The following is a 20,824-nucleotide window of genomic DNA, read 5'->3' as shown; positions in this document are numbered from 1 at the left end:
GCTATTGAGAGAATGCACAACTGTGCGCTGGCTCGCAAAATAATGCGCAGACAAACTATTTCTCGGCGCGTATTCCAGAATCAAATGTAATTAAGACGTTACGTATTTTAAAATCCGATCGCGGTCATAAATTCAGAAATAAACCAAATATCATAATGGGAAGATAAAAATCTGTAATTGCCAGCCCGTCTTTCCGCGTTAAAAATTTGCTGCGTCTCAGCAGTGAATGTTTCTTTTATCTCAGCAACACATACCCCTACAAAAAGGCCTAATAATTATGAAGATAAAGAACCTGACTCTAACGCTCTGCACTACGCTCCTCCTTGCAAGCTTTGCAGGACATGCCAAAGAGGTCAAAATTGGCATGGCGATTGACGACCTGCGTCTGGAGCGCTGGCAAAAAGATCGCGATATTTTTGTTAAAAAAGCAGAATCCCTCGGCGCCAGCGTGTTTGTTCAGTCGGCTAACGGCAACGAAGAAACACAAATGTCGCAGATCGAGAATATGATTAACCGTGGCGTCGATGTGCTGGTCATTATCCCCTATAACGGCCAGGTATTAAGTAACGTGGTGAAAGAAGCCAAACAGGAAGGCATAAAAGTGCTGGCCTATGACCGCATGATTAATAATGCGGACATTGATTATTATATTTCGTTCGACAATGAAAAAGTCGGGGAATTACAGGCGCAAAGCCTGATCGACAAAGTGCCTCAGGGCAATTATTTCCTGATGGGCGGCTCTCCGGTGGATAACAACGCCAAACTGTTCCGTGAAGGACAAATGAAAGTCCTTAAGCCGTATATCGACAACGGGAAAATTAAAGTGGTCGGCGATCAGTGGGCCGACGGCTGGCTGCCAGAAAACGCGCTGAAGATTATGGAAAACGCGCTGACGGCCAACAACAACAAAATTGATGCGGTTGTGGCCTCCAACGATGCCACCGCAGGCGGTGCTATCCAGGCCCTGAGTGCACAGGGGCTGGCCGGTAAAGTCGCCATTTCAGGACAGGATGCCGATCTGGCTGGCGTAAAACGCATTATCGCAGGCACCCAAACCATGACGGTCTACAAACCGATTACCCAGTTGGCCAATACGGCGGCGGAAATCGCCGTAGAGCTGGGCAATGGCAAACAGCCTAAAGCAGACGCAACGCTGAATAACGGGCTGAAAGACGTTCCGGCTCGCCTGCTCACACCGATTGAAGTCAACAAAGAGAACATTGACGCCACCGTGGTTAAAGACGGTTTCCACAAGAAGAGCGAACTGTAATCCGGCGCGGCCCCTGCTCTGCGGGGGCGCATCACGTTGTACTGTTCTTCCCTCGGGTTATGTGGAGCAGTTATGCCTTATTTACTTGAAATGAAAAGCATCACCAAACGCTTCGGCACGGTGAAAGCCGTCGACAACGTCAGCCTCCGGTTGAACCCCGGCGAAGTGGTTTCGCTGTGCGGTGAGAACGGTTCGGGCAAGTCGACGCTGATGAAAGTGTTGTGCGGGATCTACCCACACGGCAGCTACGAAGGCGAAATCGTCTTTGCCGGTGAAGTGATCCAGGCGACACACATCCGCGATACCGAACGCAAAGGCATCGCCATCATCCACCAGGAGCTGGCGCTGGTGAAGCATCTCACCGTGCTGGAGAACATTTTCCTCGGGGCCGAAATTTCCCGCCACGGCGTGCTGGATTACGACACCATGACGCTCCGCTGCGAAAAGCTGCTGGCGCAGGTGAGCCTCAACATTTCACCGGATACCCGCGTGGGGGATCTGGGCCTAGGGCAACAGCAGCTGGTCGAAATCGCGAAAGCGCTCAATAAACAGGTCAGGCTGCTGATCCTTGATGAGCCAACGGCCTCGCTCACCGAACAGGAAACTGCGGTTCTGCTCGATATCATTCGCGATCTGCAAAATCACGGCATCGCCTGCATCTATATTTCGCACAAGCTGAACGAGGTTAAAGCCATTTCGGACACCATCTGCGTGATCCGAGACGGGCAACACATCGGCACGCGTGAAGCCGCGGGCATGAGTGAGGATGACATCATCACCATGATGGTAGGACGCGAGCTGACGGCACTCTACCCGAATGAGCCCCACGCAACAGGTGATGAAGTGCTGCGCGTGGAAAATCTGACCGCGTGGCATCCCGTTAACCGCCACATCAAGCGTGTGAATAACGTCTCGTTTTCTCTGCACAGCGGCGAAATTCTCGGTATTGCCGGGTTAGTCGGCGCCGGGCGCACTGAGGCCGTACAGTGTCTGTTTGGCGTGTGGCCGGGACGCTGGGAGGGCACGATTTATATCGACGGCCAGCCGGTGAAAATCGACAACTGCCAGCAGGCGATTGCCCGCGGCATTGCCATGGTGCCGGAAGACCGCAAAAAAGACGGTATCGTGCCGGTTATGGCGGTGGGGAAAAATATTACGCTTGCGGCGCTCGATCGGTTCTCCGGCGCGTTGAGCAGCCTGGACGATGCCGCCGAGCAGCAGTGCATTCTCCAGTCACTTGCCCGGCTGAAGGTCAAAACCTCCTCACCAGAACTGGCCATTGGCCGTCTGAGCGGCGGCAACCAGCAGAAGGCGATTCTGGCGCGCTGCCTGCTTCTCAATCCACGCATTCTAATCCTTGATGAGCCCACGCGCGGGATTGATATCGGTGCCAAATATGAAATCTACAAACTGATTAATCAGCTTGTACAGCAAGGGATTGCCGTCATTGTCATTTCGTCTGAGTTACCCGAAGTGCTCGGCCTGAGCGACCGCGTGCTGGTCATGCACGAGGGAAAACTGAAAGCCAACCTGATTAACCAGAACCTGACGCAGGAGCAGGTGATGGAAGCCGCTTTAAGGAGCGAACGTCATGTCGAAAAGCAATCCGTCTGATATCAAAGTCGCCGTTCCGACGCCCGGTGCGTTCGCGGGGCTAAAAGCGCTTAACCTGCAGGTTTTCGTGATGATCGCGGCGATTATCGTCATCATGCTGTTCTTTACCTGGATGACCGATGGCTCGTACTTAAGCGCGCGTAACGTCTCCAACCTGCTCCGCCAGACCGCCATCACCGGCATTCTCGCCGTCGGCATGGTGTTCGTGATTATCTCCGCGGAAATCGACCTGTCGGTCGGTTCAATGATGGGGCTCCTCGGCGGCGTGGCGGCGATTTTTGACGTCTGGTTCGGCTGGCCGCTGCCGCTGACCGTGGCGGTCACGCTGGTATTGGGGCTGGTACTGGGAGCCTGGAATGGCTGGTGGGTAGCCTACCGTAAAGTGCCGTCGTTCATCGTCACCCTGGCAGGGATGCTGGCCTTCCGCGGGATCTTAATCGGCATCACTAACGGCACTACCGTCTCCCCGACCAGTGCAGCCATGTCGCAGATTGGCCAGAGTTATCTCTCAGATAGCGTGGGCTTTACCCTCGGTGTGATTGGGTTACTGGCCTTTGTCGCGTGGCAGTGGCGTGGACGTATGCGCCGTCAGGCGCTGGGGCTGGCGTCGCCAGCATCCACGTCGGTAGTGGGACGTCAGGCGCTCATGGCGGTCATTGTGCTGGGCGCCATCTGGCTTTTAAACGACTATCGCGGTGTCCCGACCCCTGTCCTGCTGCTGGCACTTTTACTGCTGGGCGGCATGTTTATGGCCACGCGCACCGCGTTTGGCCGCCGTATTTATGCCATTGGCGGCAACCTTGAAGCGGCCCGCCTCTCGGGTATCAATGTCGAACGCACCAAGCTGGCGGTCTTCGCCATTAACGGCCTGATGGTCGCTATCGCCGGATTGATCCTCAGCTCGCGTCTCGGGGCCGGCTCTCCCTCCGCCGGTAACATCGCCGAGCTGGATGCTATCGCCGCCTGCGTTATTGGCGGCACCAGCCTCGCAGGGGGTATCGGTAGCGTGGCAGGTGCGGTCATGGGGGCATTTATCATGGCGTCGTTGGATAACGGGATGAGTATGATGGACGTCCCGACGTTTTGGCAGTATATCGTCAAGGGGGCCATTCTTTTACTGGCAGTCTGGATGGACTCGGCCACCAAGCGACGGGCCTGATAACCGTATTGTGACTTAATTGGGAAGTGAGCCATGTTTGAAAAGCGTCACCGCATTACGTTGTTATTCAATGCCAACAAAGCCTACGACCGTCAGGTGGTGGAAGGCGTGGGTGAATATTTGCAGGCGTCGCAATCCGAATGGGATATTTTTATTGAAGAAGATTTTCGCACCCGTCTGGAGAACATCAAAGACTGGCTGGGCGATGGCGTCATCGCGGACTATGACGATCCCGTCATCGAGCAGCTGCTGACCGACGTCGACGTCCCGATAGTGGGCGTCGGCGGCTCCTACCATTCGCCCGAACACTATCCGCCGGTCCACTATATTGCCACCGATAACCATGCGCTGGTCGAGGCCGCCTTTCTCCATTTAAAAGAGAAAGGCGTCCATCGCTTCGCGTTTTATGGTTTACCCGCCACCAGCGGCAAGCGCTGGGCCGTTGAGCGCGAACACGCGTTTTGCCAGCTGGTCGCGCAGGAAAAGTATCGCGGCGTGGTGTATCAGGGCCTGGAGACCGCGCCGGAAAACTGGCAGCACGCGCAAAACCGCCTGGCGGACTGGCTGCAAACGCTGCCGCCGCAAACCGGTATTATTGCCGTAACGGACGCCCGCGCGCGCCACGTGCTGCAGGTCTGCGAACATTTACACATTCCGGTGCCCGAAAAGCTGTGCGTGATTGGCATTGATAATGAAGAACTGACCCGCTACCTTTCCCGCGTGGCGCTCTCCTCCGTTGCCCAGGGCACGCGTCAGATGGGCTATCAGGCGGCGAAGCTGCTGCATCGCCTGCTGGATAAAGAATCTCTGCCGCTTCAGCGCCTGCTGGTGCCTCCTGTTCGCGTCGTAGAACGTCGCTCAACCGATTATCGCTCCTTAAGCGACCCGGCCGTCATTCAGGCCATGCACTATATTCGCAACCACGCCTGCAAAGGGATTAAAGTCGATCAGGTGCTGGATTCGGTGGGCATTTCGCGTTCGAATCTGGAGAAGCGGTTCAAAGAAGAGGTGGGCGAAACCATTCATGCCGTTATCCATGCTGAAAAGCTGGAGAAAGCACGCAGCCTGCTCATCTCCACGTCACTGTCGATCAACGAAATCTCGCAGATGTGCGGTTACCCGTCTCTGCAATATTTCTATTCGGTGTTCCGCAAAGAGTATGACACCACGCCGAAGGAGTATCGGGATCGCCACAGCGAGGTGCTGATATAGAAAAGAAAACGCCTTCCAGTGGAAGGCGTTTTTTTGAGATTACATATGGGCGGCGATTAAGCGCTGGTTATCCTGGTACATGGCGAACAGATAGTTGTTATAACTCTGTCCCTTCGTCGAATAACCTTTCAGCTTGTGGATCATCGTACTGGCCGTCACTTCCTGGTCCGCTTTACGCAGCTGAGCGCGTGATTTACGGAACGATGAGTAGGCCGGGTGCGTATTCAGATTCACTACGTAGGCGCTGACGGAATCTTTCACAGATTCAAACTGCGAATAGCCTTTCACCTTGCCAGGGGCATTGTTACAACGACCTTTCACGCACTTCATGCCGAAAAGGTTGTTGTTGCTACGCGCAAGCTTAGAAGTCCCCCAGCCGCTTTCGGCAGCAGCCATGGTCGCAACCATGCTGCCCGGGATGATATCCACACGCTCAAGAAGAGCATTCCACGGCACACGACGGGTGTTACCGTTCCAGCTCAGCTTGTAGCGCTGCGTGATATCTTTCAGACGCGCGCGCTCTGACGGCGACCAGCGGCTATCGTACTGTTTGGAGATCAGCCAGTTACGATCCGCAGTAATCGCGGCATTTTGACTCGTGATGTAAGGCATTACCGTCCGGAGAAACGCTTTTTTCCTTGGTGTTCCGGAAGGGTATTTTCGCAAATCAGGAAGTGAACTACTCTTTGCACTATTGCGAGAATACTCTTGTTTACTGCTAACCTTACTACTTGTCGTCTTTATTACGTGGGCTTTCTTACTCGTTGTATCCGTGTGCGTCTTCGCAAGCACCTCACCCGAAAATGCCGTGGTGAGTAACATGAGTATCGCAGCCCCATATCGTCGAATGGGAGTCGATATCATTAGGTCTCCTGGTCGGATGTAATCATCCCAACACCTTATTTTTTTCACAAATTTGAGAGCGGAATCTCAAATCATATCAAAAATAGACTTCAAGAGCACGTATAGAAATAGTCCAATTCCGAAACTATGTCACCTGAAACTTGCTCATAAAAACATCATTTCTGAAAATATGTGTGCGTTCTCGCAGATAACTGCCTAATTTTGCGCAAGATCACTCATCCTCACGCATCCTCCCGGCAGAAAGCGACAGGGGATGAGTTTTTCCCCTCTGCCTGCTGGCACACTGGTCAAAAATGCCGCGACAGGAAAAAGGAATGAAACGCACCGCATTAGCCTTTCTGATGTTACCCGCACTGGCATATGCCGACTGGTCATCGCCGGGGTTTAGCGCATTTAGCGCCGAAGGCACCGGAGTCTTCACCAGCCAGGCAAAGCTTGCGAAGGGTACGCGTCCTCTTACGCTGAGTTTTGACAAGACGTGCTGGCAGCCCACAGGCGCGATAAAACTCAATGAGATGCTGTCGCTCAAGCCCTGTGACGGCACACCGCCGCAGTGGCGACTTTTCCGCGACGGCGACTACCAGATGCGGATTGATACTCGCTCCGGCACGCCCACCCTGCTGCTGACGATTCAGAGTGCCGCAGAACAGCCGGTTGCAAACGTCATCCGCCAGTGTCCAAAGTGGGACGGTAAGCCGCTGACGCTGGACGTCAGCAACACCTTCCCGGAAGGCACCGTGGTGCGCGACTACTACAGTAAACAGACGGCGACCGTACAAGATGGGAAAATCACCCTGCAGCCAGCCGCCAACAGTAACGGCCTGCTGCTGCTTGAGCGCGCCGAAACCGACAAGCCTGCGCCGTTTAGCTGGCAAAACGCCACCGTCTATTTTGTACTGACCGATCGCTATGTGAATGGCGACCCGGGCAACGACAACAGCTATGGCCGCCATAAAGACGGCATGCAGGAGATTGGCACCTTCCACGGCGGCGATCTCAAGGGGCTCGCCGGCAAGCTCGATTATTTACAGCAGTTGGGGGTAAATGCGCTCTGGATAAGCTCCCCGCTTGAGCAGATCCACGGCTGGGTAGGCGGTGGCACCAAAGGTGATTTCCCGCATTACGCCTATCACGGCTACTACACCCTGGACTGGACAACGCTCGACGCCAATATGGGAACTGAAGATGATTTACGCCAGCTTGTCGACGAAGCGCACAAACGCGGGATCCGCGTTCTTTTCGATATCGTCATGAACCACGTTGGTTATGCCACGCTGGCAGACATGCAGGAATATCAGTTTGGTGCTCTGTACCTGCAGGGTGATGAGCTGAAAAAGATGCTGGGAGAACGCTGGACGGACTGGAAGCCGGGCGCAGGCCAGACCTGGCACAGCTTTAACGACTACATCAACTTTAGTGACAAAGCCGCATGGGAAAAATGGTGGGGTAAAAAGTGGATCCGCACCGACATCGGTGATTACGATAACCCCGGCTTCGATGATTTAACCATGTCGCTGGCATTTCTGCCGGATCTGAAAACGGAATCCACGACGCCTTCTGGATTGCCAAACTTTTATCAACACAAACCCGATACCCACGCGAAGGCCATCAAGGGATATACCCCGCGCGACTACCTTACCCACTGGCTCAGCCAGTGGGTCCGTGACTACGGCATCGACGGTTTCCGGGTGGATACGGCGAAACACGTTGAGCTTGCGGCCTGGCAACAGCTGAAAGACCAGGCAAGCCAGGCGCTGGCCGCCTGGAAAGGGGCGAACCCGGACAAAAAGCTCGACAACGCACCGTTCTGGATGACCGGGGAATCCTGGGGCCACGGGGTGATGCAAAGCGATTATTACCGCCACGGTTTTGATGCGATGATCAACTTTGATTATCAGGAGCAGGCGGCAAAAGCGGTGGATTGCCTGGCCGATATGGATCTCACCTGGCAGCAGATGGCGGAGAAGCTGCAAAGCTTCAACGTGCTGAGCTATCTCTCATCCCACGATACGCGCCTGTTCCGCGAAGGGGGCCAGCGCGCAGCGGAATTGCTTCTGCTGGCGCCGGGCAGCGTACAAATCTATTACGGGGATGAATCCGAGCGTCCGTTCGGGCCGACAGGCTCCGACCCGCTGCAGGGTACCCGGTCAGATATGAACTGGCAGGACGTCACGGGCAAGCAGGCCCTAACCGTCGCCCACTGGCAAACGCTGGGGCAGTTCCGCGCCCGCCATCCGGCGATCGGTGAAGGCAAACAAACCACGCTGTCGCTGAAAGAGGGGTACGGCTTCGTACGCGAGCACAAGGGCGATAAGGTGATGGTGGTATGGGCAGGTAATCAGTAATTTTCCCCCTCACCCTAACCCTCTCCCCGCAGGGGGGAGGGCCGGGGTGAGGGGAAATCCCACCAGAACTATTCACTACACAAATCCAACTCTGCCCTATAAAACAACAAATCCGACCACATCACCCGATTTGCACCAGCACGGTGCTAGCGTTATGGTTACCCACTTTCAAAATAAGCTCGACAGATCACCTGCTATGACGTTTTCACTTTTCGGCGACAAATTTACCCGCCATTCAGGCATTACTCGCCTGATGGAGGACCTCAACGACGGGCTGCGCACACCGGGCGCAATCATGCTCGGCGGCGGAAACCCGGCTCAAATCCCGGAGATGACGACCTATTTCCAGACGCTGCTCGCTCAGATGCTGGAAAGCGGCAAAGCAACCGATGCGCTTTGCAATTACGACGGCCCGCAGGGTAAAACCGAGCTGCTGGCACTCCTCGCCGAAATGCTGCGTGACGAGCTGGGTTGGGATATCGAACCACAGAATATTGCACTGACAAACGGCAGCCAGAGCGCGTTTTTCTACTTGTTTAACCTGTTCGCAGGGCGTCGCGCCGACGGCACCACCAAAAAAGTGCTCTTCCCGCTGGCACCGGAGTATATCGGCTACGCTGATTCCGGCTTGGAAGAGGATCTGTTCGTCTCCGCGCGCCCGAATATTGAGCTACTGCCGGAAGGCCAGTTCAAATATCACGTCGATTTTGAACACCTGCATATTGGCGAAGAGACGGGCATGATCTGCGTATCGCGTCCGACTAACCCAACGGGCAACGTGATCACCGACGACGAACTGATGAAGCTGGATGTACTGGCAAATCAGCACGGCATCCCGCTGGTGATCGATAACGCCTACGGCGTACCGTTCCCGGGCATTATCTTCAGCGAAGCACGCCCGCTGTGGAACCCGAACATCGTCCTGTGCATGAGCCTTTCTAAGCTGGGTCTGCCGGGCAGCCGCTGCGGCATCATCATTGCCAATGAGAAAATCATCACCGCCATCACCAATATGAACGGCATTATCAGCCTTTCACCGGGCGGCATTGGCCCGGCAATGATGTGCGAAATGATCAAACGCAAGGACCTGCTGCGTCTGTCGAATGACGTGATCAAGCCTTTCTATTACCAGCGCGTTCAGGAGACGATTGCGACAATTCGCCGCTACTTGCCGGAAGAACGCTGCCTAATCCACAAACCGGAAGGGGCGATTTTCCTCTGGCTGTGGTTTAAGGATTTACCTATCACCACCGAACTGCTTTACCAGCGCCTGAAAAAGCGCGGCGTACTGATGGTGCCGGGCGATTATTTCTTCCCGGGTCTGGATAAGCCGTGGCCGCATACCCATCAGTGCATGCGCATGAACTACGTCCCCGATCCGGAAAAAATCGAAGCGGGTGTTAAAATTCTCGCCGAAGAGATCGAAAAAGCCTGGCGCGAAGGCAATTGTTAAATAATAAGGCTCTTCAAATGAAGAGCCTTATTTTTCCGTGATCTGAATCTTATATTAAGGATATATCCTGTAGCGTTTAATTTATCATCTCTCTTGAGTTTCCTTAGGAATATTCCTTTAATTTACGCTCACTAACTTTCCCGTCAATAATTAAGCATCAATTAAAGATATTAACTTATTGTTATTCTGAAATAACCACCTGCAACACCGCAAAATACCTTATCAAGTCACTTTCATGCATATTTAAAAATACTGCATATACTCACTAATACGCCGCTCGGCGTTCTTTTGCGTGGAGTATTCATATGCTACCTAATAATGTTAGTCGCATCAGCGCTATTGCTGTTGCGGTACTGCTCGCGTTCTCTCTTTCTGCCTGTAGTGGAAGCGGTGGCGGCTCTCATCACTCAACGGCCAAAAATAACCCTGCGACTGGAAGCAGCAGCGGCTCAGGTGATGGAAGTGGCTCGACCGCGAGCAATGGCGGTTCGGGCAGCAACGGCTCGGGTACCGGGACAGGCGCGGGTGGCGGAACGGGTTCTGGATCAGGATCGGGCTCAGGAGGCAATGGCAGCGGAGGAACCGGAACAGGCAACACGGGCGGTGGCGGAACCACTACCGCAGGCGCAAATACCATACTGGGTGATGCCGGTAAAACAGTAACCAGCGTCGGCTCTACGGTGGATGGTCTTGGAAGCCAGCTGCCGACAAATAATCCCGTCACGTCAACCGTTTCAACCACCGTCAGCGGTGTTGGCAGTGCTGTGTCCACCGTGGGGACAGGCGTCACGACTGGCGTTGGCGATCCAAACAACGCGAACGGTGTGGGCACAACGGTCAAAGGCGTGACCACGTCGGTCACCTCCCTTGGCAATACCGTCTCAACGGTAGGCACGGGCCTGGCGAGCTCCACTTCCGGAACACCGGTCAGCGGTGTAACTGGCCTGACGGGCAGCGTGGTCAACAGTACCGGGCAACTGGTCAGTAACACCGGCACGGGTCTCACCAACACGGTAAGCAGCCCTGCGGTCACTCAGGTAACAACCGATACCACGACCGTGGCTAACAAGACGCTGGGCGGAGTACAGGGCGTGACGCAAAGCGTGGGCACCACGACGGGTCTCGGCACACCGGTCAACGGTCTGCTGACCCAGGTGGGTAACACCGTGAGCGGCGTGGGGGCCAACGTCAGCAACAGTAATAGCGGGCTTAACGGCGCGGGTCAGGTCGTCCAGAACGTCGGCCAGACGGTGACGGATAGCGGCACGCTGGTTAAACCCGCCACCTCGACGACCGGAGGAAGATCAGGCGCTCTCACAGCTAATGCAAACGTGGCGGCCACGAACAACAGTCTGGGTGCAACGGTCAATACGACCCTCAATACCCTGACGTCGGGCGTTACGGCCACCGCAACAACACATTAACCACCGGTCAAACAGTAATCTGCTTATTGTCATTCTGCGCCCCTGGTTCAGGGGCGCTTTATACGGCGACACTCCCCCTAACCGGGAATGATGAACAGGGATAGCGCGATGAAACACCACTTCCTTTTTTCGCTGACGGGGCTGGTTGTGCTGAGCATGGCCCGCGCCGATACACTGCCCTCTATTATTAACCCTGATAACCCGGCGCAAGTTTCGCGTAACGTTGCCCCAGAACAAACTGAGGCTGTCCCCCAGCCGAAAGTCAAAATAGAAAAACCGCAGTCAACGCTGACGCCTGAAACGCCCATTACCATTCATCACATTCAGTTTATTGGCGGAACGCGTTATCCCTTGCAGGAATTGCTTCAGCCCTTCAGGCCGTACGCCGGAAAAACCGTGCCGCTAAAAACGCTCACGGGGCTGGTAAATGATATTACGGCGCGCTATAAGGCCGACGGTTTTCCGCTCTCCTATGCCTGGCTGCCGGATGATAATTTCCAGCAGGGCAATATTAAAATTGTTCTGGTTGAAGGGTATGTCGCTCACAGCGACATCACCAGTAATAACCCTCATATCGCCGAGCGTCTTAAACGATTGTCAGAAAAAATCATGGCGGAAAAACCGCTGTCACAGGATACGTTCGATCGCTATAGCCAGCTGATGACCCGTACCCCTAACGTTCCGGTCACGGCCAACGCGCAGCTGCCAACCAATATCTATGGCGCGGCGGCGATGCAGATAACCGGTAATCAGGAGCGGAGCTGGAATATCGCTTCCACCATCGATACCCGTAAAGGGCAAGATTTAATGATGCTGAACGGCACGCTCAGCAACATGACAAGCTATGGCGATCAGCTTGGTGTGGCCACGCTTGTACCGTTAGATAGCAACACGCGAAAAAACTATGTCGGTCTCAACTGGCAGCAGTTTTTAAACGATGAAGGGCTGACCATGCAGCTAAAAGGCAGCTATTACCGTGAAGATCCGCGAGATTTTTCTCCCCTGCTCTCTTTGCCGAACAATATCAAAGTCGATTCGAAGCAAAAAACAACGCAATACAACGGGGGCGTGACGTTTGGCTATCCCCTGCTGCTGACGCAAAAATCACAAATTAATCTGACCGGCGGTTTTGATTACACCGACCGCCAGGATGATTATGCCCTGCAGGCCAGACTGCAGGGCAAAACCTATAGTCTGAACTCCGTCAACCAACACGCGCGTTATCCCGCGCTGGAAGTGGGCATTAATGGTGCACATCAATTCACAACCGCCAGCATCAGCGGCAGGCTCAACGTCCGTCAGGGTATTGATGCGATGGGTGCGGATATCGTCTCAGCTCCTAAACCCGATATGAATTTTACGCTCACAAAAAGCTATCTGGACGCTGCCTGGCTGTTTGCCGACAAATGGCGGCTATCAACGTCCTGGGAGGGAGACTGGTCAAATAACACGTTGCCGGAGCCCGAACGCGTTAGCTTTGGTGCCCAGCGCTTTGGCCGTGGATACCAGGACAGTGAAGCAAGCGGTGATTACGGCTATGGCGGGCAGGTAGAACTGCGCTATATCCAGATGCGAAAAGAGAGCACCTGGCTTGCCACAATCCAGCCCTACATCCTGGCCGATACCGCGCAAACCTGGTTTAACACCTCCGGTTTGCCTCATCAACGGCTCGGGTCAGTGGCGACCGGGGTGATGATAGGCGATACGCGCCACTATAGCGTCACGGTGGAGGCGGCAAGACCCGTCGGGGATGTTCCGACAGACAGTCGCAACAGAGACTGGCGCTACAGTCTGACGTTCACGTGGAATTTCAATAAAATGCAGTAAGCTTTTCAGCCCGAATACTGGCAGGATCAACGCAGCGCAGCGCGTGGGTTGGACAGGCCTCCACGCAGGCCGGTCCGCCTTCGCGATGCGCACATAAATCACATTTCAGCGCCTGCGCTCTATTTCCCTCCAGACGAACCTGCATCGCCCCAAACGGACAGGCCACCACACAGCTTTTGCACCCAATGCAGCGCGTCTGCTCAACGAGCCAGGTGCCCGCCGTACGGCTGATGGCATGGGTTGGGCAGACGTTAGCACAGGGCGCGTCCTCGCACTGATGGCAACCCACCGCCGTAGTGTAGGCGTCCCCCTTCACCACCCGAAGGCGGGAGGTGAAAGTCTGTGCGGTGAAGTCGTCCTGATGCGCAACCGCGCAGGCCACTTCGCAGGTGCGGCACCCGATGCATTTTCCCGCATCCGCCATGATAAATCGGTTCATCAGTTACGCCTCGCGCACGTTAAAACCCAGCTCTTTTGAGATAGCCTCTGCCGTTTCGCGCAGCGGCTTGAGCAAGTTCTTCTCACCCACCTGCTTCATGCGCGACGTCGACAGCGAAATGGAGATCGCATACGGGACGCGGCCGTGGATATCAAACACCGGCACGGCAATACAGGAAACGCCCAGCTCGTTCTCTTCTTTGTCCATCGCCATGCTGCGATCGCGAATTTCCGCCAGCTCATCATACATCGCACTCAGCTCAGTGATGGTGTTGCGCGTCAAAGGTTGGATCTGTTCCTGATGGCTCTCCCAGTAGCTCGCCACGTAATCCTGATGACCAAACGCCATGTAGATCTTGCCCATTGCGGAGCAGTAGAGCGGCATATGCTGGCCGATATAGGCGCGCGTGCGCAGCATACCGGTTGTCGGTTCGAGCTTGTAAATCAGGATCGCGTGGTCGTCTTCCCGGCTGGAGAAATTCACCGTCTCGCCGGTCGCAATGTTCAGCGCTTCGAGGTGCGGAGCGGCCACGTGAATGATATTCAGCGACGACAGCGCCTTTTGCCCGACGGCGATAAATTTGGTGGTCAGGCGATAGCTGCCCGCCGCGGGTGCCGGGGTCACGTACCCGCACGACTGTAGCCCCTGCAGCAAGCGGTGCACGGTGCTCTTATTCAGCCCCGCCAGTTCCGATAAATGCGCAAGTGGACACCCGTTCGGATAGTTGCTGAGGATCTCAATCAGCATCAGGCCGCGAAACAAGCTCTGGCTGCCTGCTGGCCTCTCTTTCTCTTGCGTCATTTCGCTCTCTTTCATGCTCATTACATGGCTCCTGTTTAGCGCGTCCTGATGGTAGCGCAAAGTGTGGGTCAGTTCACGATCTCAACAGAAAAAACACAACCAGTTGATTTTAATCGATTTTGAAAAACATGAATGTCGTTGATCTGACAAAATTTGATCGCTATATTTGAAATCATATTTCGCATAGTGAAATTTAGCGATAAAAAAGCACTCGCACTTGCCCTTAAAAGAACAGGAGAACAGGGATGAAAGTGACCTTCGAAGAGTTGAAAGCGGCGTTTAATCGGGTTCTGCTCGATCGCGGCGTGAAAGCGGAAACCGCAGACGCCTGCGCCGACATGTTCGCTCGCACCACGGAGTCCGGCGTCTATTCGCATGGTGTGAACCGCTTCCCGCGCTTTATTCAGCAGCTTGATGCAGGCGATATCATTCCCGACGCCCAGCCCAAACGGGTGATGACATTAGGCGCCATCGAACAGTGGGATGCCCAGCGCTCCATTGGCAACCTGACGGCGAAAAAGATGATGGATCGCGCCACCGAGCTGGCGTCCGATCACGGCATTGGTCTGGTGGCACTGCGTAACGCGAACCACTGGATGCGCGGCGGCAGCTACGGCTGGCAGGCGGCGGAGAAGGGCTATATCGGCATTTGCTGGACCAACTCGATTGCCGTGATGCCCGCGTGGGGATCAAAAGAGTGCTGTATCGGCACCAACCCGCTGATCGTGGCTATTCCCTCTAACCCGATCACCATGGTCGACATGTCGATGTCAATGTTCTCCTACGGCATGCTGGAGGTGAATCGCCTGGCCGGGCGCGAGCTGCCGGTCGACGGCGGCTTTGACGACGAAGGTAACCTCACCCGAGAGCCGGGCGTGATCGAGAAAAACCGCCGCATTCTGCCCATGGGCTATTGGAAAGGGTCCGGCTTATCCATCGTGCTCGACATGATCGCCACCCTGCTCTCCAACGGATCTTCCGTCGCGGAAGTGACCCAGGACAACAGCGACGAGTATGGCGTGTCGCAGATCTTTATCGCCATCGAGGTGGATCGCCTGATCGACGGTCCAACCCGCGATGCCAAACTGCAGCGCATTATGGACTTCGTTACCACCGCGCAGCGGTCAGATGAAAACGTTGCCGTCCGCCTTCCGGGGCATGAATTCACGCGCCTGCTGGAAGAGAACCGCCGCGACGGCATCACCATCGACGACAGCGTGTGGGCGAAAATCCAGTCTCTGTAAGGAGTGGGCCATGATATTCGGACATATTTCCCAGCCAAATCCGTGTCGCCTGCCGCAGGGGATTGAAAAAGCGCTTAATTTTCTGCGCACGACGGATTTCACCACCCTAGCGCCAGGCGTAGTAGAAATTGAAGGTCGCAACATTTTTGCTCAGGTTCTCGACCTGACGACAAAGGAACCGCACGAGAACCGCCCGGAAGTGCACCGCCGCTATCTGGATATTCAGTTTTTGGCGTGGGGTGAAGAGAAAATCGGTATCGCTATTGATACCGGCAATAACGAAATAAGCGAATCACTGCTGGAACAGCGCGATATTATTTTTTATCACGACAGTGAACATGAATCGTTTATCGAAATGATACCCGGCAGCTATGCCCTATTTTTCCCGCAGGATGTGCACCGTCCTGCCTGTATTAAAAACAAGGAAACTGCAATTCGTAAAATTGTGGTGAAAGTGGCAATCAGCGAATTAGATTAATTTTCTGATATACCCTAAATAATTCGAGTTGCAGGAAGGCGGCAAGAGAGTGAATCTCCAGGAGCTTACATAAGTAAGTGACTGGGGTGAACGAGCGCAGCCAACGCACATGCAACTTGAAGTATGACGGGTATAAATACAGGAACGCGAAATGACCAATACCAGTTTTATTATTGGTGCGTACCCCTGCGCACCCTCGTTTCACCAGAAAGGGGAACAAGAAGAACAAACCTTCTGGCGGGAACTTTCCGACACGCCGAATATTCGCGGGCTGGAACAGCCGTGCCTTGAAAATCTTCATCCTCTTGGCGACGAATGGCTGTTCCGCCATACGCCGGGTGACTGGCAAATTGTGGTCACGGCAGTGATGGAAACCATGCGCCGCCGCGGTATCAACAGCGCATTTGGCCTGGCGTCAGCCGACGAAACGCAGCGTAAAGCATGTATAGACTTTTACCGGCATCTGCACCAGAAAGTTAACGCCGTGAACGCCCGTTATCCGGGCAAAGTGATAGCCCTGGAAATGCAGGCAGCCCCGCAGGCGGGCAATGTTTCCGTCGAACAAGCCACCGAGGCGTTTTCCCGCTCCATCCGTGAAATTACAGGCTGGGACTGGGGCTGCGATCTGGTGCTGGAACACTGCGATGCCATGAACGGCCCGGCACCGCGCAAGGGTTTCCTGCCCTTAGAGCAGGTGCTGGAGGTGGTGAAAGAGACGGATATCAACGTCTGCATCAACTGGGCGCGTTCAGCCATCGAAGGCCGTAACACCACCCTTCCGCTTGACCATGTGCAGGCCGCGCTCAATGCCGGGAAACTGGGTGCATTGATGTTTTCGGGCACGACCACCCACGGGGAGTACGGAGAATGGCAGGATCTGCACGCGCCTTTTTCCTCATTCTGCGCCGACAGTTTGATGACAACTGAACACGCAAAATCACTCTTTACTGCAGCGAGCGCCGCAACGTTGAAATTCTCCGGTATTAAATTACTGGAAATAAATGCTAATGCTGATGTCAGCCATCGCATCGCCATTTTACGCGACGGTATCAGCGCAATGAATAAAGCAACGCAATAACAATAAGAAAATTTTATTCCGGTTACCTTACTGAGAGATTAACTATGAATATTTCTACTCATGCTCTACATGCGGACATTCCGCGCCAGCGCTGGTTAAGAATCATTCCTCCCATTCTTATCGCCTGCATTATTTCATATATGGACCGCGTGAATATCGCATTTGCGATGCCGGGTGGTATGGATGAAGAATTAGGTATTACCGCAACAATGGCAGGCCTGGCGGGTGGGATCTTCTTTATCGGCTACCTGTTCCTGCAGGTTCCCGGCGGCAAGATTGCCGTGCACGGCAGCGGCAAGAAGTTTATCGGCTGGTCGCTGGTTGCCTGGGCGGTGATCTCTGTGCTTACGGGTCTCGTGACGAATCAGTATCAGCTGCTGGTGCTGCGCTTCTTACTCGGCGTGGCGGAAGGCGGGATGCTGCCCGTTGTGCTCACCATGATCAGCAACTGGTTCCCGGACGCCGAGCGCGGTCGCGCCAACGCGATTGTGATCATGTTCGTGCCCATCGCCGGGATCATCACCGCCCCGCTGTCGGGCTGGATCATCACCGCGCTCGACTGGCGCTGGCTGTTCATCATTGAAGGTTTAATGTCCGTCGTTGTGCTGGTGCTGTGGGCGTTCACCGTGTACGACCGGCCGCAGGAAGCGCGCTGGATTTCAGAGGCGGAGAAAAACTATCTGGTGCAAACGCTGGCGGCTGAACAGCAGGCCATCGCTGGCAAAGAGGTGAAAAACGCGTCGCTCGGCGCAGTGCTGTCCGACAAAACCATGTGGCAACTGATCGCCCTGAACTTCTTCTATCAGACCGGGATTTACGGCTACACGCTCTGGCTGCCGACCATCCTGAAAGAGCTGACGCACACCAGCATCGGTCAGGTGGGCATGCTCGCCATCCTGCCTTACATCGGGGCCATTGCGGGCATGTTCCTGTTCTCCACGCTCTCTGACCGCACCGGCAAGCGCAAGCTGTTTGTCTCCCTGCCGTTGATTGGCTTCGCGCTCTGCATGTTCCTCTCCGTGGCGCTGAAAGAGAGTACCTGGCTGGCCTATGCCGCACTGGTGGGCTGCGGGTTCTTCCTGCAATCCGCCGCGGGCGTGTTCTGGACCATTCCGGCGCGACTGTTCAGCGCTGAGATGGCGGGCGGCGCGCGAGGCGTGATCAACGCCCTGGGCAACCTCGGTGGCTTCTGTGGCCCATATGCGGTTGGGGTGCTTATCACCCTGTACAGCAAAGATGCAGGCGTTTACTGCCTGGCCGTTTCTCTGGCGCTGGCGTCGCTGCTGGCTCTGCTGTTACCGGCGAAATGCGATGCCGGCGCAGAGCCCAATCCCACGGTGACTCCACATAAACGTGCGGCCTGATGCCATCACCCCAGCCCTCTCCCACGGGGAGAGGGAGAAAACCGAACCGTAGGCCGGGTAAGCGAAGCGTCACCCGGCGAATAAGCGAGATGAAGATGAGTGAAAAAGAGCCCTTCTGGCTGGGTATCGATTGTGGCGGTACTTATCTGAAAGCCGGTTTATACAACAGCCAGGGCAAGGAAGTCTGTATCGAACGTCGCTCCGTTGCCACGCTCAGCCCGCGAGCGGGCTACGCCGAGCGGGATATGCATGAGTTGTGGCAGCACTGCCACGCTACCGTTGCCGCGTTGCTCAAACATTCCGGCGTAAACGGCACCCAGATCAAAGGTGTCGGTATTTCTGCTCAGGGTAAGGGGCTGTTTCTGCTAGATAAACAGGACCAACCGCTGGGTAACGCCATCCTCTCCTCCGATCGCCGTGCGCTGGAGATTGTGCAGCGCTGGCAGCAGGATGGCATTCCCGAAAAACTCTACCCGCATACGCGCCAGACGCTGTGGACCGGGCACCCGGCCTCGCTTCTGCGCTGGGTCAAAGAGAATGAGCCGCAGCGCTATCAGCAGATTGGTAGCGTAATGATGGCGCACGACTATCTGCGCTGGTGCCTGACCGGCGTGAAGGGCTGCGAAGAGAGCAACATCTCCGAGTCCAATCTCTACAACATGAATACCGGGAAATACGACCCACAGCTTACGCGCTGGCTCGGTATCAGCGAGATTGACGGCGCCCTGCCGCCAATTGTCGGTTCAGCAGAAATCTGCGGGGAAATCACCGCTCAGGCAGCCACCCTTACCGGTCTCGCTGCGGGCACGCCCGTCGTGGGTGGACTTTTTGATGTGGTTTCCACCGCGCTCTGCGCCGGACTGCAGGACGAGCACACGCTGAACGCCGTGCTAGGCACCTGGGCCGTCACCAGCGGTATCGCCAGTGCGCTTCGCGACAACGAACCCTTCCCGTACGTCTATGGCCGCTACGTGCACCCGCAGCAGTATATCGTTCACGAAGCCAGCCCCACCTCGTCCGGCAACCTTGAGTGGCTCACCGCACAGTGGGGTGACATGTCGTTCAGCGAGATCAACCACGCCGTCGCCAGCCTGCCGAAAGCCGAAAGCGATGTGTACTTCCTGCCGTTCCTCTACGGCAGCAACGCCGGGCTGGAGATGACCAGCGGCTTCTACGGGATGCAGGCGCTACACACCCGCGCGCACCTGCTACAGGCGGTTTATGAGGGCGTGGTGTTCTGCCACATGACCCACCTCAACCGCATGCTTGAGCGCTTTTCTCAGGTGCAGGCGCTGCGCGTGACGGGTGGCCCGACCCATTCGGACGTGTGGATGCAAATGCTCGCGGACGTCAGCGGGCTGGCGATTGAGCTGCCGCAGGTGGAAGAGACAGGCTGCTCCGGCGCGGCGCTGGCGGCGATGGTGGGCACCGGTGTGTTCACCGACTTCCACTCAGCGCAGCGCGCGCTCAAACATGACATCCGGGTCATCGAGCCCGACATGCGCGCCCATGCGGCCTATCAGCGCAAATATCACCGCTATCAGCTACTGATTTCAGCACTACAGGGCTATCACGCCCGAGTTAAGGAGAACAACCTATGAGCCGACCATTACTGCAGCTGGCGCTCGACCATACCTCTCTTCAGGCCGCGCAGCGTGACGTCGCGACGCTTGCCGATCACGTTGATATCGTCGAAGCGGGCACCATTTTGTGCCTGACCGAAGGGCTAAACGCCGTGCGCGCCCTGCGCGAGCAGTGTCCGGATAAAATCATCGTTGCGGACTGGAAAGTGGCCGACGCCGGAGAAACGCTGGCAGAACAGGCGTTTGGCGCGGGCGCGAACTGGATGACCATCATCTGTGCCGCCCCGCTGGCAACCGTTGAACGAGGCCACGAGGTGGCCCTGCGCTGCGGAGGTGAAATCCAGATGGAGCTCTTTGGTAACTGGACGCTGGACGACGCGCGCGCATGGCATCGCGTCGGCGTGAAACAGGCAATCTACCACCGCGGGCGCGACGCACAGGCGAGCGGTCAGCAGTGGGGCGAAGCGGATCTCGCGAAAATGAAAGCGCTCTCCGACATCGGTTTACAGCTTTCGATTACCGGCGGCATCACCCCCGCCGACCTGCCGCTGTTTAAGCAGTTCAACGTTAAAGCCTTTATTGCCGGGCGCGCACTGGCTGGCGCCGTCAATCCGCCGCAGGTGGCGCAGGCATTCCATTCGAATATTCGCGACATCTGGGGAGCGTAAC

Annotated in this window: 17 protein-coding genes; 14 read left to right on the top strand and 3 right to left on the bottom strand. The window is 55.6% G+C overall.

The window, feature by feature from the left end; all coding sequences use genetic code 11:
* Positions 1–277 precede the first annotated feature (277 nt).
* The 4 genes from xylF to xylR all read left to right on the top strand — a co-directional run bounded on the left by xylF (position 278) and on the right by xylR (position 5,255).
* Positions 278–1,270, top strand: a complete 993-nt coding sequence (gene xylF, locus ACDO57_RS20760; protein ID WP_032650791.1) for a D-xylose ABC transporter substrate-binding protein — start codon at positions 278–280, stop codon at positions 1,268–1,270.
* Between the two features lie 72 nt (positions 1,271–1,342).
* Positions 1,343–2,884, top strand: coding sequence for a xylose ABC transporter ATP-binding protein (locus ACDO57_RS20755; protein ID WP_090420445.1), 1,542 nt, complete (start codon positions 1,343–1,345; stop codon positions 2,882–2,884).
* Positions 2,862–4,043, top strand: a complete 1,182-nt coding sequence (gene xylH / locus ACDO57_RS20750; RefSeq protein WP_090420442.1) for a xylose ABC transporter permease XylH — start codon at positions 2,862–2,864, stop codon at positions 4,041–4,043. Before ACDO57_RS20755 ends, xylH begins: the two co-directional genes overlap by 23 nt.
* A 33-nt stretch (positions 4,044–4,076) precedes the next feature.
* Entirely contained in the window at positions 4,077–5,255 is a 1,179-nt protein-coding gene (gene xylR, locus ACDO57_RS20745) for a D-xylose utilization transcriptional activator XylR (protein ID WP_021242460.1), read from the top strand.
* 39 nt (positions 5,256–5,294) lie between these two features.
* Here the strand turns inward: xylR and ACDO57_RS20740 are convergent, their stop codons facing one another.
* Positions 5,295–6,119 carry a protein bax gene (locus ACDO57_RS20740; RefSeq protein ID WP_032645431.1) on the bottom strand — a complete coding sequence of 275 codons (825 nt, stop codon included), beginning with the start codon at positions 6,117–6,119 and terminating at the stop codon, positions 5,295–5,297.
* A gap of 314 nt (positions 6,120–6,433) precedes the next feature.
* Here ACDO57_RS20740 and ACDO57_RS20735 point away from each other — a divergent pair, with 314 nt between their 5' ends.
* From ACDO57_RS20735 to ACDO57_RS20720, 4 genes are all read left to right on the top strand, one after another.
* Positions 6,434–8,464 (top strand): alpha-amylase, encoded by a 2,031-nt coding sequence (locus ACDO57_RS20735; RefSeq protein ID WP_370884538.1) that lies wholly within the window; start codon positions 6,434–6,436, stop codon positions 8,462–8,464.
* 196 nt (positions 8,465–8,660) lie between these two features.
* Positions 8,661–9,917: a valine--pyruvate transaminase gene (gene avtA / locus ACDO57_RS20730; protein WP_048992863.1), complete on the top strand. Its 1,257-nt coding sequence runs from the start codon at positions 8,661–8,663 to the stop codon at positions 9,915–9,917.
* Between the two features lie 305 nt (positions 9,918–10,222).
* On the top strand, positions 10,223–11,341 hold the full coding sequence (locus tag ACDO57_RS20725) for a collagen-like triple helix repeat-containing protein (protein ID WP_370884537.1): 1,119 nt from the start codon (positions 10,223–10,225) through the stop codon (positions 11,339–11,341).
* A 108-nt stretch (positions 11,342–11,449) separates the two neighbouring features.
* The gene (locus ACDO57_RS20720) at positions 11,450–13,168 is read left to right on the top strand and encodes a ShlB/FhaC/HecB family hemolysin secretion/activation protein (protein WP_370884536.1); all 1,719 of its coding nucleotides are present in this window, start codon (positions 11,450–11,452) and stop codon (positions 13,166–13,168) included.
* Here ACDO57_RS20720 and ACDO57_RS20715 read toward each other — a convergent pair.
* Together ACDO57_RS20715 and yiaJ are read right to left on the bottom strand one after the other, a co-directional pair.
* Positions 13,152–13,607 (bottom strand): 4Fe-4S dicluster domain-containing protein, encoded by a 456-nt coding sequence (locus ACDO57_RS20715; protein ID WP_061716192.1) that lies wholly within the window; start codon positions 13,605–13,607, stop codon positions 13,152–13,154. The two genes, ACDO57_RS20720 and ACDO57_RS20715, sit on opposite strands and share 17 nt — an antisense overlap.
* A gap of 3 nt (positions 13,608–13,610) precedes the next feature.
* A complete protein-coding gene (gene yiaJ, locus ACDO57_RS20710; protein WP_021242452.1) occupies positions 13,611–14,429 on the bottom strand; it encodes an IclR family transcriptional regulator YiaJ in 819 nt (272 codons plus the stop codon).
* Positions 14,430–14,653: 224 nt separating this feature from the next.
* Between yiaJ and yiaK the strand changes: the two genes are divergently transcribed.
* The 6 genes from yiaK to ulaD all read left to right on the top strand — a co-directional run bounded on the left by yiaK (position 14,654) and on the right by ulaD (position 20,823).
* Positions 14,654–15,652, top strand: coding sequence for a 3-dehydro-L-gulonate 2-dehydrogenase (yiaK, locus tag ACDO57_RS20705; RefSeq protein WP_061716193.1), 999 nt, complete (start codon positions 14,654–14,656; stop codon positions 15,650–15,652).
* A gap of 10 nt (positions 15,653–15,662) precedes the next feature.
* The gene (locus tag ACDO57_RS20700; RefSeq protein ID WP_370884535.1) at positions 15,663–16,130 is read left to right on the top strand and encodes a YhcH/YjgK/YiaL family protein; all 468 of its coding nucleotides are present in this window, start codon (positions 15,663–15,665) and stop codon (positions 16,128–16,130) included.
* A gap of 151 nt (positions 16,131–16,281) precedes the next feature.
* Positions 16,282–17,208: a DUF4862 family protein gene (locus ACDO57_RS20695; RefSeq protein WP_370884534.1), complete on the top strand. Its 927-nt coding sequence runs from the start codon at positions 16,282–16,284 to the stop codon at positions 17,206–17,208.
* Between the two features lie 44 nt (positions 17,209–17,252).
* On the top strand, positions 17,253–18,572 hold the full coding sequence (locus tag ACDO57_RS20690; protein WP_024909052.1) for an MFS transporter: 1,320 nt from the start codon (positions 17,253–17,255) through the stop codon (positions 18,570–18,572).
* Between the two features lie 95 nt (positions 18,573–18,667).
* Complete coding sequence (locus tag ACDO57_RS20685; protein ID WP_370884533.1) at positions 18,668–20,173, top strand: FGGY-family carbohydrate kinase; 1,506 nt, start codon at positions 18,668–18,670, stop codon at positions 20,171–20,173.
* On the top strand, positions 20,170–20,823 hold the full coding sequence (ulaD, locus tag ACDO57_RS20680) for a 3-keto-L-gulonate-6-phosphate decarboxylase UlaD (protein WP_061716196.1): 654 nt from the start codon (positions 20,170–20,172) through the stop codon (positions 20,821–20,823). The genes ACDO57_RS20685 and ulaD overlap by 4 nt, the downstream gene beginning before the upstream one ends.
* Position 20,824: the final 1 nt, after the last annotated feature.

Source organism: Enterobacter cloacae complex sp. 2015409, from assembly GCF_041365315.1.
Classification (GTDB): domain Bacteria; phylum Pseudomonadota; class Gammaproteobacteria; order Enterobacterales; family Enterobacteriaceae; genus Enterobacter; species Enterobacter pseudoroggenkampii.
The sequence above is the reverse complement of the archived record's forward strand: the minus strand, read 5'-3'. Positions and strand labels throughout refer to the sequence as shown.